Here is a 16,387-nt window from a genome sequence, read left to right on the forward strand (position 1 = left end):
TGTTCTTGACCGCTGGAAGGCGATGACTGCGTATCCACAGTGAAGCTTCCTTCGAGGCTCCTCTTGTCATCCCGACGACAGGAGGGATCTTACCGTTTCCTAACCCACAAACAAGCTGTCTCCAAGATGCTTCCTACCGCACCGGCGGACCGGTCGGGATGACAAAAGGCACTTAAACAGACCGAAGACATGAGGATACATCCCTGTTTTTTACATCACGCATTGAGTGGCGCGCTGCTCGCCGGTTGCCTGACGCAGGCCATCGGCCAGTCGAACCCGACGGTGAAGCTGAAAGAGCAAATGGCTAATGGTGCCGCTACGGCCCGTGCCACCAGCCAGACGGCGGTCGCTTCCGGCGACTTCAAAAAGACGACCCTCAGCCGTGAGTTTATGTCGGAAGGCGTAGCCGTGGCCGACCTGAACAAGGATGGCAAACTCGACATCATCGCTGGTACGTATTGGTTTGAAGCCCCCAACTGGACCCGCCGCGAACTGATCCCGTCACGTACCTACGACCCGCGCCAGGGTTACAGCGACTCGTTTCTGAACCTGGGTATGGACGTGAATCTGGACGGCTGGGACGACGTCGTCATCATCGATTTTCCCGGCCGACCGGCGTTCTGGCTCGAAAACAACAAGAACAAACCGGGCGCCTGGACGAAGCGAATGCTGGTCGATTCGATGGGCATCGCCAACGAGTCGCCGGGCTTTATCGACATCGACGGCGACGGGCGGCTGGATATTCTGTGCGGTGACCGGGCTAAGAAGCAGATTGTCTGGCTTAAAGCCCCCACTAAACCCGGCGAAACCGAGTGGCAACGCTTTGCGCTGAGCCGGGAGAACGTACCTGGCACCGAAATTTTCTCGCACGGCATCGGCTACGGCGATATCAACAAAGACGGCCTCAGCGACGTGGTGGTTCGGGAAGGCTGGTTTGAAGGCACGACCGACAAAAAAGGGGGAAATTGGGTGTTTCATCCGGCCAACGTGGGCGAACCCTGCTCGCACATGCAGATTCTGGACGTCAATGGCGACGGTAAAAACGACGTGGTGAGCGCCTCTGCCCACGCGCTGGGCGTCTGGTGGCATGAGCAAATCACCGACGAGGCGGGCAAGCTCAATTTCAGAACACACCTGATGAGCAACACCACCTCCCAAACCCACTCGTCGATCATGGCCGACCTGAACGGCGACGGCCGCAAGGACTACGTCACGGGTAAGCGCTTTCTGGCCCATAACGGCCGCGACCCCGGCGATGCCGATGCCCCGATTTTGCTTTGGTTTGAGTTTACGCCCGGCAAGGCCCCCTATTACAAAGAGCACGTGATTGATACCGATTCTGGCGCGGGGCTCAACATTGTGGCGCAGGATATGAACGGCGATGGCAAAACTGACCTCGTCGTAGCCAATAAAAACGGCGTGTTTCTGTTTGAGAACAAACTCAAGAAGTAGGCTCAGCTGCGCAGAAAAACGAGCACCATAAAGCCCACAATGATGGCCTCCACAATCCAGATGCGGAGCACGTTCCCGTTTGATGCCCGCCGAACGATGTAGTGAAGCCCAATGGCCCCCAACAGGACGGGAATCCCGAAGATGAACTGAAGCACGTTGTTTTCCTGGCTGGGCTTCACAAAGCCATAAGCGATCATGATCAGCCCCATAAGAGCCACAAGCAGGAGCGGCGTGATAAAGCCGGCGATCTTCTCAAGGTTCATAACGCGTTGCTGGTTGGACTGGGCCGTTGGCTAACGAACCCAGATGTGCGCAAACAGGGTAAACCTGAACGATACGTTTCCCTTATAACTAGATAATCCGTTTTTACTCATTTAGTTTGAACGACCACCACTACCAGTCGCCTAACCCGATCAGGTTACCCAACTAACTAGGCCGTAAACAGGCACACTTCGCCGAAAAAGCCCGTGTATGGGGTTATTTCCATAAATTCGGGCGGAGCAACGGCTGTATGATGAAAATTCTGTTGGTTGAAGACGAGGTCAAAACGGTGCAGAGCATCAGGCAGGGGCTGGAAGAACACCAATGGGAGGTTGACGTGGCCTACGACGGCGCGATGGGTTACCAGTTGGCGACCCGGTCGGCCTACGCGCTCATTATCTCCGACGTTATCCTGCCCGGCCTGAACGGTCTGGAGCTGTGCCGCAAGCTGCGGGCGGCCAACGTGACTACCCCTATTTTGATGCTGACGGCGCTAGGCACCACCGACGACAAGATCACGGGCCTCGACGCGGGAGCCGACGATTACCTCGTCAAACCCTTTGAATTCCGCGAACTGATGGCGCGGGTACGGGCGCTCACCCGGCGCAGCACCGGCAACGTACCCAGCACCAACCTGCTGAAGATTGCCGATCTGGAACTGAACCCCGATACCAAGCAGGTCACACGAGCGGGCAAAGATATTACCCTGACAGCCAAGGAGTTCCAGCTACTCGAATACTTCCTGCGGCATCAGGGTCGGGTTATTTCCAAAGTCGAACTGGCCGAAAAATTTTGGGATGTAACCTTCGACACCGGCACCAACATCATCGAGGTTTACATCAACTTCCTGCGCAAAAAGATCGACAAGGAGTTTGAGCCCAAGATTCTGCACACGCAGATCGGCATGGGGTACGTCGTAAAGCTGCCGTCGTAATGATCAACATACGCACCCGGCTCACCTACCAATTCGTCGTTCTGGTCACGCTGATCCTGCTGCTGTTCTCGCTCGGCGTTTATTTTTTCAGCAAACTGTACCTCGAAAAACGGTTCTACAAGCGCCTTCAGGACCGCGCCATCACCACCACCACGCTCCTCTTCGACCTGCAACAGACCGACAGCACGGTGCTGCGCCTGATTGACGCGGCGGGGAAAGAAGCGCTGCTCAACGAAAATATTTCGGTGTACAACACCGCCACCCGGGAGGTACTGTTCTCGACGAATCCGGCCAACACGCAGTTTCATGAGCAGTTCATCCCCCAACTCGACTCGGCGGCGCAAACGCTGTACCTGCGGCGGAATGAATACCAGATCGTCGCCATTCACCTGAACCGGACCGGCGGCGGTAACTGGGTCATTGTCAGCGGCATCGATCAGGTGGGCAAAGACGCGCTGGCCGATCTGAAAAAGATCCTGCTGATCATGATTCTGGCCGCCGTACTGCTGCTGGGCGTGTCGGGCTGGCTCTTTGCCGACCGGGCGCTGGCTCCCATGTCGCGCATCGTCCAGCAGGTAACTACTATTTTCCCGGCCAATGTGCAGCGGCGGGTCGAACACCCCAACCGCTCCGACGAAATTGGGGTGCTGGTCGCCACGTTCAACCAGTTGCTCGACCGCATCGAACAGGCGCTGTACACCCAGAAGATGTTTATCGCCAACGTGTCGCACGAGCTGAAAAACCCGCTTACCAAGATCAACTCCCAAATCGACGTGGCGCTGATCCAGAAACGCGACGCCGATGCCTACGAACGAACCCTGCAATCGCTTCAGGAAGACACCCGCACCCTGACTCAACTGACCAATACACTGCTCGAACTGGCCAACACCTCGATTCAGGCCAGTACCATGCCGTTTGAGCCGGTTCGACTGGATGAGCTGCTCTGGGAGTGTAAAACGCAGTTGCAGGCCTGGCACGACGACTATCAGGTGCGGCTTACCTTCCCCGATTTCCCCGACGACGAAGACGCCTTGATCGTGCAGGGAAACCGGGCGGCGCTGCGCGTCCTGCTGATGAACCTGATGGACAACGCCTGCAAATTTTCGCCCACCCATACGGCGCAGGTCGAGTTTCTGGCAAAAGACGAGCATATCAACCTGACGGTGTTCAACGAGGGGCCTCAGATACCACCCGCCGATCTGCCGCACATTTTTCAGCCGTTTTTCCGCAGCAACGCCACCGCCCAATCGAGCAAGGGCCATGGCGTAGGGCTGGCCGTCGTCGCGCAGATCACCCAGCTTCACCGGGGCGACATCACGGTCCAATCGACCCCCAAAGGCACCACGTTTTCGCTTATTTTGCCCAGTTTGGGGCACTTAAGCTAAAATTAAGGTGCGCTTAAGTCGAGGTTAAGTACGGGGTTGTTGCTTTACGGGTAGTAACGCAACAACGGTATGGAAACAGACGAAACAACGGGTAAACAAGGCGTCGTGAAAATGACCATCGGCGCGCTGGTAGGCGTGGTAGCCTTGCTGGCCTACCTGTTTATGGGCTCCCGCAACGAGACGCTGGAAGTGCAGAAGCTGCTCACAACCAAAGTGGAGCAGTTTGCCACCACCCAACTGAAGTTGGATTCGATTTCAACCGTACTGGATACCAAAATCGTCGAGGTTCGGCAGTTGGGCGGCAGCGTCGTCGAACTGGAGCGCATCAAACGGCAACTGGAAAACGACAAGAAAAAGCTCAAGTCGGACCTGTCGTTTTCGATGCAGCAATACGACCTGAAAATCCGGGATTATCAGGCGTTTCTGGCCAACAACGAGGTTGATATTCGGAAACTGAAAACCGAGAATGGCTCGCTGCGCAACCGGGCGCAGGTACTGGAACAGGAACGGCAGACGATCCTGACCGAAAACGCGGGGCTGAAAACGGAAAAAGCCATTCTGGCCCAGACGGTGGTCGACTATTCGGAGCAGAACGAAGACCTGCGTAACAAGGTCAGTCTGGCGTCGGCGCTGAAGGCCCTGAACATCGAAATTAACGCGCTGGCGGCCAACGGCCGGGAGCGGCAGGGCGGTACCTACAAGGCGTCGCGCATCGATCGGCTTCACATCACGTTTATGCTGCCCTCCAACCCGGTAGCGCAGCGCAACAACAAAGACATTTACCTGCGCATCCTGGACGCCAACGGCGCTGTGGTGAGCGAAAGTGGCTTCGGCGGGACCACCTGGCTTGACGGCCGCGAGATCGGCTACAGCTTCCGGCAGACGGTTCCGTACGAGAATAACGACCAGCAGGTGAACATGTATTTCCGCCGCGATGCCCCCTACGCGCCGGGTACGTATGCCGTCGAACTGTACGCCGAGGGATTCAAAATCGGCGATAGTCGGTTTATAGTAAAATAAGGCTTTTCCAACCGGCCCTGGGCCACCACATCATGATGACCAACCTTCAGCAACTTCTTTCCCGCGTGCGGCCGGCCTTGCAGCCGCTGCTCGACGGGCTAATCCGCCTGACGCGCCGCGTCTTTGATGCCTATCGGAAATTCCCGATTGCCTACACCGTCCTGAGCTACCTCTACCTGACGATGGCGTTTTCGTATTACCCCGTCATTGGCCACTGGCTCACGGGGTTTATGATGATGAGCCTGCCCCTGGCCATCCTGGCGGGTTTTGCCGCCTGCGTGTACCTGTTCGTTAAACGGCAGCAGCTGGTCGCCACGGCGGGCCTGGTATGGGTGCTGTTTTCGTTTATGGTGACGAAACGGCTGGTCGGCATCAGCCCCGGCGAGCTTTCGCTGAATCAGGCCCAGACGCTCAACGTGCTCAGTTTCAACAGTGAAACATTTCCAGCTGGCGGAGAATCGACGTTTGATCTGGCTTCGCTCAAGGCTGATATCGCCTGTTTTCAGGAGTATTCGCCCAACGAACCCATCGAACAACAGTACGCCGCGACGTTCAAGAAGCTAACCTGCTTCGGCGACGTGCGGGAGGTGGGGCTTGCGCTCTTTTCCAAGTACCCGATCGTCAACCAGTATGGCCGCATCTGGGACCGCACGCAGGGCCCCGATATCAACGGGTTCCTGTGCGCCGACATTGCCTACGGGGCCGATACCATCCGGGTCGTCAATGTGCATTTGTGGTCGATGGGGGTGCGGACCAATCAGGCGATGGACGCGTTGAAAAAAGGGCAATTAGGCGTTTTCTGCCACGAATTGGCTGATACTTTTGTCCGCCTGAAGGAAGGCTTTGAAAACCGCAACGCCCAGTTCCGCGAAGTCGAAACCTACGTGGTTGGCAGCCGGTATCCGGTGATTATTTGCGGCGATTTCAACGAAACGCCCATTGGCTACTCCTACGGAAAGCTGAGCCAGAACTTCAAAAATGCGTTTGAAGAAGCTGGGGAAGGCCTTGGTTTCACGCTGAACCGCCACCCCTACTGCGTTCGGATCGATCAGCAGTTCGTCAGCTCCGACTGGCACATCAAAGCCTGCCAGACGTTATCGGGTATTTCGTTCTCCGATCACTTCCCGGTATTGGCCCAATACGTACTCAAAAAGTCGATGCACGTACCGGCGACCATCGTTGCCCAACGTACCCAGCAGCTAGGCCACGCACTGGCTACGAAATAGCGTCGGCAACGTACCTGAGAAGCTTATTTTCTGTCATTCCGACGTGAGGAGGGGTCTTGAGGCATCCTAGCTCACAAGTCAGGAGGCGTTAAGATTCCTCCTCACGTCGGAATGACAGAAAAGCGGACCGCAAAAGCCACGTTCCTATTTGTACAGCTCTGGCACGAGCCCCAGATGCGGTGACTTGCGTTGGTGCCAGTAGGGGTACGTTGTTTCGCGGTCGCTGGCAGCGTCGAGGCGTTTTACCTGCTCGGTCGTCAGGTTCCAGCCAATAGCGCCCAGGTTTTGCTTCAGCTGCTCTTCATTCCGAGCACCAACGATGACGTTGCAGACCGTGGGGCGTTGCAGCACCCAGTTGAGCGCCACCTGCGCGACAGTTTTGCCGGTTTCTTCGGCCAGTTGATCGAGCACGTCAACGATGCCGTACCAGTACTCTTCGGGAATCTGCGGGCCTTCGCCCCCACCCTGCGCAATCCGGCTATCGGCCGGCATCGGATTCTCGCGGCGATATTTTCCGCCTAACCGACCAGCCGACAGCGGGCTCCACACCATCGTACTAACGTGCTGATCCATGCCCAGCGGCATCAGCTCCCACTCAAACTCGCGGCTCAGCAGCGAGTAATAAGCTTGGTGCACCACATACTTGGCCCAGCCGTAGCGCTCTGATACCGACAACGCTTTCATCAAGTGCCAGCCCGAAAAATTAGAGCAACCAATGTAGCGCACCTTACCGCTCTGCACCAGATCATTTAGGGCGCTGAGCGTTTCCTCTACGGGTGTCCGGGCATCGAATCCGTGCATGAAGTAGATGTCGATGTAATCGGTTTTGAGGCGACGCAGGCTGTCTTCGCAGGATTTGACGAGGTGAAAGCGCGACGAACCGAAATCGTTGGGGCCATCGCCCATTTTGAAGGTCGCTTTGGTCGAAATCAACGCTTTATCGCGCCGTCCTTCCAGCGCCGCCCCCAGAATTTCTTCCGACATGCCGCGCGAATAGACGTTGGCCGTATCGAAAAAATTGAGCCCGGCGTCCAGACACAGATCGACCATCCGGGTGGCCTCGTCGAGTTGGGTGCTGCCCCACGCTTTGAAAAACTCCGTACCGCCGCCAAAGGTGGCCGTACCAAAACTCAAAACGGGAACTTGTAGCCCCGAATTACCTAACTGTCTGTATTCCATTTCGTAACGTGCGTTAGAACTCGCTCAACAACAGCGTCTGACTAACGCGAAATTGTATGCATTAGCCAGACGCTGTTGTCGAGCGAATCAGTAAGTGACCGGCTTAGGCAACGCCCGTGGCCGATTTGGCTTTTTGCTCATCGATGGCGGCCAGCAGTTTGGCGTAGGGCTGGTTGAACTTTTCAATGCCCTCGGCTTCCAGCTGCTGACTGATCGCTTCCAGGTCGATGCCCGCGTTGGTGACCCGGTCGAGCACCTGCATAGCCCCCTCCGTGTCCGATTCCAGCCGCGACGCCGCCTGCCCGTGGTCGCGGAAGGCGTCAAGCGTTTCTTTCGGCACCGTGTTGACCGTTTTGGGGCCAATCAGTGCTTCTACGTACTTCACATCCGAAAACGCCGGGTTTTTGGTGCCCGTACTAGCCCAGAGCAGCCGCTGTGGCACCGCCCCTTTCGCCGCCAGCTTCTTAAACCGCTCGCTGTTGAAGGCCTCCTTGTAATGTTCGTAGGCCTTTTTGGCCAGCGCAATCGCGACTTCGCCCTTCAGTTCACCCAGCCCTTTCTCATCCAGCATCGGGTCAACGAGTACGTCGATCCGGCTGAGGAAAAAGCTGGCGACCGAGGCGATCGAATCCACGGGTTGCCCGGCCTCATCACGCGCTTCGAGCCCCGCAATGTAGGCTTCCACTACCGCCTGATAGCGTTCCAGCCCAAACAGCAGCGTCACGTTGATGTTGATGCCTTCGCTAATCGCCTGCTGAATGGCGGGGAGCCCTTCGGCCGTACCCGGAATTTTAATCATCACGTTCTCCCGGTCTACCGCCTTCCACAGCTCGCGAGCCTGCGCTATGGTGCCATCGGTATCGCGCGCCAACCAGGGTGAGACTTCCAGACTAACGTACCCATCGGCACCCCGTACCTCGTCTTCGTATACCGGCTTGAATAGGTCGGCTGCCCGCTGAATGTCGGCAACAGCTAAGCCATAGAAGATGGCTTCGTTGTCGTGGCCGTCCTGAGCGAGTTTCTGAATGTCGGCGTCGTAGTCGGACCCGCTGCTGATGGCTTTCTCGAAAATGGCCGGGTTTGAGGTCAGCCCCCGCACGCCGTCTTCGTCGATGAGCCGTTGCAACTCACCGGAGTTCATAATGGGCCGGTCGATGTAATCGAGCCAGATGCTCTGTTCAAACTGGTGAATCTGTTTTACGTTGTTCGTTGCCATGCGTTTTGTGTTTGGCGTTTAAGGTTTTCGTTTTTCAGGATAGTACTTCTTTTTTCTCGATGCCGCCCGGTTGGCTGTTCAGGACCTTCTTGGCTTGCTCGACTACATTCTCGACTGTAAAGCCGAAATAAGCCAGGACCTCATCGGCAGGCCCCGACAGCCCGAAGCGGTTCATGCTGACGGTGGTGCCTTCGTCGGTAACGTATTTGTGCCAGCCCAGCGGTGAGCCCGCTTCCACGGCCAGCCGTTTGCGAACCGAAGGCGGTAACACTTCGTGGTGATACGCCTCATCCTGCTGCTCGAACAGTTCCCACGATGGCATGCTCACAACCCGCGCCGCAATGCCCTGATTTTTGAGTTCGGCCTGCGCTTTCAGCACCAGCGACACTTCAGATCCCGTCCCGATCAGAATCAGCTCGGGGTCACCATCGGCCTCGCTCAGGATGTACGCGCCTTTCTCGAGCCCACGTGCCGGATTGTAGTTGGTCTGATCCAGAATGGGCAACTCCTGCCGACATAAAATCAGCAGCACGGGCGTTTTGGGCGTCTGCATCGCTACGCGCCAGGCCTCTACTGTTTCGTTGGCATCGGCGGGCCGTAGCACAATGATGTTCGGAATGGCCCGGAGTGAAATTAGTTGCTCAACGGGTTCGTGCGTAGGTCCGTCGCCACCCACGCTGATGCTGTCGTGCGTAAACACAAACGTAGCGCGTGACTCGGCTAGGGCGGTCAGGCGAATGGCCCCACGCATGTAATCGGAGAAGTTCAGGAACGTACCCCCGTACGGATGCACGCCACCGTGTTGCGACAGGCCGTTGAGGGCCGCCCCCATTGCGTGCTCACGTACCCCAAACCACACGTTCGACTGCCCGTAGTGGCCGGGCTGGAAGCTCAGGTTGTCTTTCGTCGGCATCACGTTGGAGGATGCCAGATCGGCCGAGCCCCCAAATAGGTATGGTACGGTTTGCTTAAGCGCCTCCAGCACCTTACCCGACGCCTGCCGGGTAGCCATGCCTTTTTCGTCGGGTTCAAACCGGGGCAGCTTGGCGTCCCAGCCGTCGGGCAACGTACCCGCGAACGACTGATCGAACTGTAAGGCTTCCGCCGCGAAGTCACCTTTATAAACCGCAAACCGTTGGTTCCAATCGGCCTGTAGCTCGGCACCGCGTTGGCCCGGCTCCAGCAAATGCGTTTTCACCTCGTTGGGAATCACAAATGACTGATCGGGGTCGAAACCAAAGAATTCTTTCGTTTTCCGTAGGTTTTCCTCACCCAGCGGGCTGCCGTGCACTTTGCTGGTACCCGCTTGTGGGCTGCCGTAACCAATCTGCGTCCGAACGGCGATGATCGACGGGCGGTCTGTCTCCTGCTGCGCCGCCCGGATCGCCGCTTCGATGGCGTCGAGGTCGTTACCGTCGGCCACGTGCTGTGTGTGCCAGCCGTAGGCATCGAAGCGCAGCATCCGGTCTTCGGTAAAGGCCAGTTCAGTGGGGCCGTCGAGCGAAATAAGGTTATCGTCGTAGAGGTAAATCAGCTTGCCCAGTTTGAGGTGTCCCGCCAGCGAGGCCGCCTCCGAGGCAATGCCCTCCATCAGGTCGCCATCACTGACGAGCGCGTAGGTGTAATGATCGACGACGGTATGCCCGTCCCGGTTGTAGGTTGCGGCCAGGAAGGCCTCGGCCATCGCCATGCCAACGCCGTTGGCGAAGCCCTGCCCCAACGGGCCGGTCGTTACTTCCACGCCGGGCGTTAGGTTCGATTCGGGGTGGCCCGGCGTCTTGGAGTGCAGTTGCCGTAGTCGCTTCAGTTCGTCGAGCGGCAAGTCATAGCCGTACAGATGCAGCATACTGTAAAGCAGCGCCGCCCCGTGCCCCGCCGATAGGATGAACCGATCGCGGTCAGGCCAATGGGGATCGTTCGGATTGAAACGCAGAAAGCGCGACCACAGCACGTAGGCCATCGGCGCGGCACCCAGCGGCAGGCCGGGGTGGCCGTTGGTGGCTTTCTGAATGGCATCGACGGACAACAGCCGAATGGTGTTGACGCTCAGTTCGTCGAGGGAGGCAGGTTGGTTTGGCATAGTAACATCCAACGTCTTACTAGTTAATGGGCAACGTGACCCTTCATACCCTAACCTACGCTCAGAAAAATGGCTGAAATAATTAGCCACCGCCATCCCGCCTGACCACCATTCCGGCCTCATCGTCCGTTAGGTTACCCAGTAAAACGAGCGAGTTTGGCAAGTAACCCCCCATTTGTGGCGCGCTCGACAGGGAGATTAAAGGCTTTATGTACTTTATACGTAAAGCCTTTCTGTTTAGCCAACACCTGTTGTCACTCCGCCTATGAAATTCTGTATACTACTGCTGGTCAGCCTGCTCGTGATGGGCAGCACCCTGGCCCAAACCACGCCGCCCAAACGGCCGCTACCCATCATCGACGTTCACGTCCACGCCATGAAGGTGAACCCGAGCTTTTCGCTTGAGATGTGCCCCTGGTTTTTACGCGACATGCCCGGCGGCGACCCCAATCAGCAGATGCGGGCGTTTCTGAACACCGAGTGCGTCGACCCGCTTCAGCCCGCCAAGTCCGATGCGGAAATGGAGGCGGCCGTACTGGCGACCATGGAACGCCTCAACATGACCATCGTGGCCTACGGCGACCCCACTATCCTACGGCGCTGGAAAAAAGCTGCGCCCAACCGCGTGATCCCCGGTATCGGCATTAGTTCGCCCAACGAAATGACGGTAAAAGCGTTTACCGACTCGCTGTCCTCGGGCTTTTACCAGGTGATGGGTGAAGTCGCGCCGCAGTATCAGGGCCTCTCACCGAGCGATCCGTCACTGGATGGCTATTTTGCCGCGGCCGAAAAGCTGAACATTCCCGTGGGCATTCACATGGGCACGGGTGGCAATGGCATGGCCAACCTAACGCAGATCAAATACCGGGCTTCACTGGGCCGGCCTTTTCTGTTGGAAGATATGCTGGCCAAGCACCCGAAACTCAAAATCTGGGTGATGCACGCAGGTTACCCCATGATCGATGAAATGATCGCCCTGATGGGTTCCAACGCCTACGTGTACGTCGATCTGGCGGGCTTCATCTGGAGCTATCCGCAGGCCGAAATTCACGCCTACCTGAAACGGCTCGTACAGGCTGGCTTTGGCAAACGCATCCTCTACGGCACCGATTTCATGATGTGGCCCAAGCTGTTTGAAACCTCGATCAGCGTGATCGAAAACGCCGATTATCTGTCCTTCGATCAGAAGCGCGACATCCTGTTCAACAACGCCGTCCGCTTCTTCCGGCTCGATGCCAGCAAGTTCAACTGATGCACGGTGGCTGCCGCCCGATCCGTCAACCAGGCGGCAGCCACACCATCAATTCGCCAGCTTACCGGGCAACGTACCTGGCCGTAACGCATGACCTATCGTCGCCCGCTCACCTGCTGTACCAGCGCCCGCCCCGACTGCCAGATAAACGAGGCGTCGGTACCCACCGCTATAAACTGAACGCCGCTGGCCAGTTCGGCCTTGGCGGCTTCGGCCTGAAGCACGAACGTACCCACCGGCAGGCCGCGCTGAGCGCAGCCTGTTTTTACGCGCCGAATTGCCTCCTGCACGGCCGGATGCCCTACCTCGCCCAGCCGCCCCATGCTGCCCGACAGATCGTAGGGGCCGATAAATACCCCGTCGATACCCGGTACGGCCAGTATCTCGTCCAGCTGCTCGACCGCCCGAATGTGCTCAATCTGAATAAGCAGCGCCGTTGTGTCGTTGGCGGTCGTCACGTATTCGCTGAAGGTGGCTCCGTAACCATGCGCCCGGCCAATACCTACGCTACGACTCCCCAACGGTGGGTATTTTGCCCACTGCACGGCCCGTTGGGCTTCTTCGGCCGAATTGACCTGAGGAATAATAAGCCCGTCGGCTCCCAGGTCGAGCGCCTGTTTGATACAGACCGCGCTATTCTCGGCCACCCGGACAACCCCGCTGCACGTACCCCGCATGGCCTGTAGCAGTTGCTGGGCATCGGCAGGCGTCAGCGTACTGTGCTCCAGGTCGATAAACAGCCAGTCGAAGCCCGCCGCCGACAGCATCTCGCTGATTTGGGGAGCAGGCAGCGATACCAACGTACCCAACAGGCCCGACGAGCCGCGTAGCTTCTGAGCGAAAGACAGTTTCATGTCACTAAAGTAATGCCCGGCCCGCCATAACCCCTTACTGAGTAAGGGGTAGAACAGCCGTTGTTGCAGCCCGATGCGTTATCTTTGCACCATGAAAATTCATCAGGCTGAGTTCGTTATCAGCAACTCCGATCCCGCCAAGTGCCCCAAACCCGACCGTCCCGAATACGCCTTTATCGGCCGGTCGAATGTCGGCAAATCGTCGTTGATCAACCGGCTGGTACAGCGTGATCTCGCCAAAACGTCGGGGAAGCCGGGCAAAACCCAGCTGATCAACCATTTCAGCATCAACAGTGGCAAACTGACGCCTAAAGGTGAAACGGCCTGGTATCTGGTCGATTTGCCGGGCTATGGCTACGCCAAAGTGCCCAAAAACGTGCGCGACCAGTTTGCCGGCATGATTTCAACGTACCTGACCGGCCGCGAGAACCTGCGCTGCATTTTTGTGCTGATCGACATGCGCATTCCGCCGCAACAGATCGACCTGGATTTCATTACCCGCCTAGGCGAAGAACGCCTGCCCTTCGTGCTGGTGTTTACCAAAGCCGAGAAACTGAAATCGGGCGCGCGGTCAACGGCGCTGGAAATCTACCACGCCGCCGTCGCCCAGATCTTCGACACCTTCCCCACGTATTTCATCACATCAGCCACTACGGGCGAAGGCCGCGACGAGATCCTCGCCTATCTAGACGACATGAACAAGGCGTAACGCCCTGGCCCCTAAAAAGTCATTCGTGCTGATCGACAGTTCCCCAATGCCAACTCAGCGTCGTATCTTTGCCCTTACATATGGAAGCATTAAAAACAATTGCCAATATCTCGGGCTATCCAGGCCTATATCGCATTCTTAAACCGGGCCGGTCGGGTGTTATCGTCGAAACCATCGACGCTAAGAAAACCAAGACCATGATGGGGCCGCAAGCCCGCGTATCGGTGCTCAATGACATCTCGATGTATGTCGACCGTCCCGATGCCCCCCAGAATGAACAGTCGGTGCCGCTCAGCGACATCCTGATGAGCGTAGCCGATACGTTTGGCGACACGCTGCCCGTAACGGCCAAAGCCGACGGTTCGGAACTAGCCGACTTCATGGCGCAGGTGCTGCCCGATTATGACCGGGAGCGCGTTCGCGACGCCGATATCCGCAAACTCGTTAGCTGGTACACTATCCTGCGCCAGCACGCGCCGGAGACGTTCGAGAAAACGGACGAAGCCCCCGTTACCGACGAAGTAGCCTCCAACGAATCAACGGCAGCCGAAGAAGACAAAGCGGCCGAGTAGCCTGCTGCCCTTCAGCCGCCCCACAACCTGTTTTTTGCCTTATGAAAATTGGCGTAGTCGTTTTCCCCGGCTCCAACTGCGACCAGGATGCAGTGGATGCGTTTGAACTCCTTGACAAAGAAGTGGTTAAGCTCTGGCACAAAGACCACGACCTGCAAGGCTGCGACCTGATCATCCTGCCCGGCGGTTTCTCCTACGGCGACTACCTCCGCACGGGGGCCGTGGCGCGTTTCTCGCCAATCATGAATGAGGTGATCGCCCACGCCAACCGGGGTGGTTACCTGATGGGCATCTGCAACGGATTCCAGATTCTGGCCGAAGCGCAACTGGTGCCTGGCGTGCTGCTGCGCAACACCAGCCAGCAATACATCTGCAAAAACGTGCATCTGAAACCCGAGTCGAAAAGCGCGCTGCTGACGGCCGGTCTCGATAGCAGCAAGGCGTATAAGATTCCCATCGCCCACGGCGATGGTCGCTACTTCGCCGATGCCGACACGCTGGCCCGCGTTCAGGACAACGATCAGGTGCTGTTCCGGTACTGCGATGCGCAGGGCAACGTGACCGATGAAGCCAACTGCAACGGTAGCCTGCTGAACATCGCCGGGGTTTGCAACGCCCAACGCAATGTCTTTGGCATGATGCCCCACCCCGAGCGCGCCGCCGACCCCGCCCTCGGCAACACCGATGGCCGCCTGATTCTGGAACAGCTCGTTTCAGCCGTATTGGCGTAAAAGGAATTTTAAGGGTTGTTTTTTGTCATCCTGACGACAGGAGGGATCCTGACGCGTCCCCGCTTGAGAGTAAGGACACGTCAAGATCCCTCCTGTCGTCAGGATGACAAAAACCCTTATATCTTAACCGTTGACCCGAATTTAGCCCGGCTATCATACGCGAGGCCGAGGCCTACGCTCGACAGCTTATCCTGATCGGCTAGAGCAGCGTTGGGAAACAGGCGCTTGAACGTGTCCTGAATAGAACGGACCTCCGTGGAGCCGCCCGTCAGAATCACCAGCTCGATCGCGTCGCTGTTTACACCCGCCTCACGCAGGCACTGCCGGGCCGACTCGGCAATTTGCGCCACTTCGTCCTGAATGGCCGTTTCAAACAACCCCCGCGTGACCGGAATCACAAAGTCCGGGTCGATGAAATCGAGGACGGCGTTATGAATGACCTCATCCGTAAGGGCAATTTTGGTCGTTTCCGTGGCCGCCAGCAGCGCGTGGCCGGTTTCATCTTCCAACACCGTCAACAGCCGCCCGAAGCGCATTTTGTCGTGCGACTGATGCAGCAACTGACGTACCTGCATGAGCTGTTTCGGCGTGTACAGGAAATTGACCTTGCTCCACTCGGCCAGATCGTGGTAGGGCTTCAGTGGCACTTCCAGCCCTTTTTCGCCGTAGGTGCTCCGGTAACCCAATTCGGGCATGATCGCCGCCAGACTCAGGTCTTTGTCGAAATCATTCCCGCCAATCCGCACCCCCGTATTGGCCAGGATATCCGACGACCGATCGGGCTTGTTGATAAACCGGTTTGACAACCGAATCACCGTAAAATCGGACGTACCCCCACCCAGATCGACCACGATCGCCAATTTTTCGCCCGTCAGCCGGGCCTCGTGGGCGAAGGCGGCCGCAATGGGTTCAAACTGAAAGTCGATGTGCGTAAAGCCGATCCGCTGGGCAATGGCCTTTAGTTCGGCTTGCGCCTGCGCATCGGCGGCCGGGTTGTTATCGACAAAGTGAACGGGGCGCCCCATGACCACGCAGCTGATCTCGTGTCCAACCTGCGCTTCAGCTTTGTCTTTTAGCTGCTTCAGAAACCCGGCGATGATGGTGCTGAAATTCATGGACGCGCCGTTGACGAGCGTACCCTGCTTCATTAGCGACGTACCCAGCACGCGCTTCAGGCTGCGCATAAATCGCCCCGCCCCTTCGGGTGAGTGCCGATCCAGAAAGCGGCGCACCGCCACCCGGCCATAAACCGCCTTATTGTCGCGCTGCTGGAAAAAGATAGCACTCGGAATCGTCACCGACCCGTTTTCCACCGGAATCAGACTGATCGCGCCGTTGCTGTCGACGGCAATGCTTGAGTTTGACGTCCCAAAATCGATTCCACAAGAGCTCGTGTCCATCCCGTTTTGCTGCAAAGAGTTATCGGGCCGGGCACCTTTGCACCCGGCCGATTTCGTCGAAAAAGGGCGCAAAGGTACGGTAAAATAGGCCCCGTTCCGTCGTTACGGTTCGGATA

Annotated in this window: 15 protein-coding genes; 9 read left to right on the plus strand and 6 right to left on the minus strand. The window is 57.5% G+C overall.

The window, feature by feature from the left end; genetic code table 11:
• Positions 1-189 precede the first annotated feature (189 nt).
• A complete protein-coding gene (locus tag FAES_RS01695; RefSeq protein ID WP_015329451.1) occupies positions 190-1,452 on the plus strand; it encodes an FG-GAP repeat domain-containing protein in 1,263 nt (420 codons plus the stop codon).
• 2 nt (positions 1,453-1,454) lie between these two features.
• On the opposite strand, the gene FAES_RS01700 is transcribed toward FAES_RS01695, so the two are convergent.
• Positions 1,455-1,715 carry a hypothetical protein gene (locus tag FAES_RS01700; protein WP_015329452.1) on the minus strand — a complete coding sequence of 87 codons (261 nt, stop codon included), beginning with the start codon at positions 1,713-1,715 and terminating at the stop codon, positions 1,455-1,457.
• A gap of 251 nt (positions 1,716-1,966) precedes the next feature.
• Here FAES_RS01700 and FAES_RS01705 point away from each other — a divergent pair, with 251 nt between their 5' ends.
• From FAES_RS01705 to FAES_RS01720, 4 genes are all read left to right on the plus strand, one after another.
• On the plus strand, positions 1,967-2,647 hold the full coding sequence (locus FAES_RS01705; protein WP_041257366.1) for a response regulator transcription factor: 681 nt from the start codon (positions 1,967-1,969) through the stop codon (positions 2,645-2,647).
• Complete coding sequence (locus FAES_RS01710; protein ID WP_015329454.1) at positions 2,647-4,032, plus strand: HAMP domain-containing sensor histidine kinase; 1,386 nt, start codon at positions 2,647-2,649, stop codon at positions 4,030-4,032. Before FAES_RS01705 ends, FAES_RS01710 begins: the two co-directional genes overlap by 1 nt.
• A 69-nt stretch (positions 4,033-4,101) precedes the next feature.
• Complete coding sequence (locus FAES_RS01715) at positions 4,102-5,052, plus strand: DUF8428 domain-containing protein (protein WP_015329455.1); 951 nt, start codon at positions 4,102-4,104, stop codon at positions 5,050-5,052.
• Between the two features lie 32 nt (positions 5,053-5,084).
• Positions 5,085-6,278, plus strand: a complete 1,194-nt coding sequence (locus FAES_RS01720; protein WP_015329456.1) for an endonuclease/exonuclease/phosphatase family protein — start codon at positions 5,085-5,087, stop codon at positions 6,276-6,278.
• 144 nt (positions 6,279-6,422) lie between these two features.
• On the opposite strand, the gene FAES_RS01725 is transcribed toward FAES_RS01720, so the two are convergent.
• The 3 genes from FAES_RS01725 to tkt all read right to left on the minus strand — a co-directional run bounded on the left by FAES_RS01725 (position 6,423) and on the right by tkt (position 10,753).
• Positions 6,423-7,457: an aldo/keto reductase gene (locus FAES_RS01725; RefSeq protein ID WP_015329457.1), complete on the minus strand. Its 1,035-nt coding sequence runs from the start codon at positions 7,455-7,457 to the stop codon at positions 6,423-6,425.
• Between the two features lie 103 nt (positions 7,458-7,560).
• A complete protein-coding gene (tal, locus tag FAES_RS01730) occupies positions 7,561-8,673 on the minus strand; it encodes a transaldolase (protein ID WP_015329458.1) in 1,113 nt (370 codons plus the stop codon).
• 34 nt (positions 8,674-8,707) lie between these two features.
• Complete coding sequence (tkt, locus tag FAES_RS01735) at positions 8,708-10,753, minus strand: transketolase (RefSeq protein WP_041257367.1); 2,046 nt, start codon at positions 10,751-10,753, stop codon at positions 8,708-8,710.
• A 265-nt stretch (positions 10,754-11,018) separates the two neighbouring features.
• Between tkt and FAES_RS01740 the strand changes: the two genes are divergently transcribed.
• On the plus strand, positions 11,019-12,005 hold the full coding sequence (locus FAES_RS01740; protein ID WP_015329461.1) for an amidohydrolase family protein: 987 nt from the start codon (positions 11,019-11,021) through the stop codon (positions 12,003-12,005).
• Between the two features lie 95 nt (positions 12,006-12,100).
• Here FAES_RS01740 and FAES_RS01745 read toward each other — a convergent pair whose 3' ends face one another.
• Positions 12,101-12,859 carry an HpcH/HpaI aldolase family protein gene (locus FAES_RS01745; protein ID WP_015329462.1) on the minus strand — a complete coding sequence of 253 codons (759 nt, stop codon included), beginning with the start codon at positions 12,857-12,859 and terminating at the stop codon, positions 12,101-12,103.
• 91 nt (positions 12,860-12,950) lie between these two features.
• On the opposite strand from FAES_RS01745, the gene yihA reads away from it, so the two are divergent.
• From yihA to purQ, 3 genes are all read left to right on the plus strand, one after another.
• Positions 12,951-13,568, plus strand: coding sequence for a ribosome biogenesis GTP-binding protein YihA/YsxC (gene yihA, locus FAES_RS01750; protein ID WP_041257369.1), 618 nt, complete (start codon positions 12,951-12,953; stop codon positions 13,566-13,568).
• 80 nt (positions 13,569-13,648) lie between these two features.
• Entirely contained in the window at positions 13,649-14,140 is a 492-nt protein-coding gene (locus FAES_RS01755) for a DUF5606 family protein (protein WP_015329464.1), read from the plus strand.
• A gap of 41 nt (positions 14,141-14,181) precedes the next feature.
• A complete protein-coding gene (purQ, locus tag FAES_RS01760) occupies positions 14,182-14,871 on the plus strand; it encodes a phosphoribosylformylglycinamidine synthase subunit PurQ (RefSeq protein ID WP_015329465.1) in 690 nt (229 codons plus the stop codon).
• Between the two features lie 116 nt (positions 14,872-14,987).
• On the opposite strand, the gene FAES_RS01765 is transcribed toward purQ, so the two are convergent.
• Entirely contained in the window at positions 14,988-16,271 is a 1,284-nt protein-coding gene (locus FAES_RS01765; protein WP_015329466.1) for an Hsp70 family protein, read from the minus strand.
• Between the last annotated feature and the right edge of the window lie 116 nt (positions 16,272-16,387).

This window comes from Fibrella aestuarina BUZ 2 (assembly GCF_000331105.1).
GTDB classification, from domain to species: domain Bacteria; phylum Bacteroidota; class Bacteroidia; order Cytophagales; family Spirosomataceae; genus Fibrella; species Fibrella aestuarina.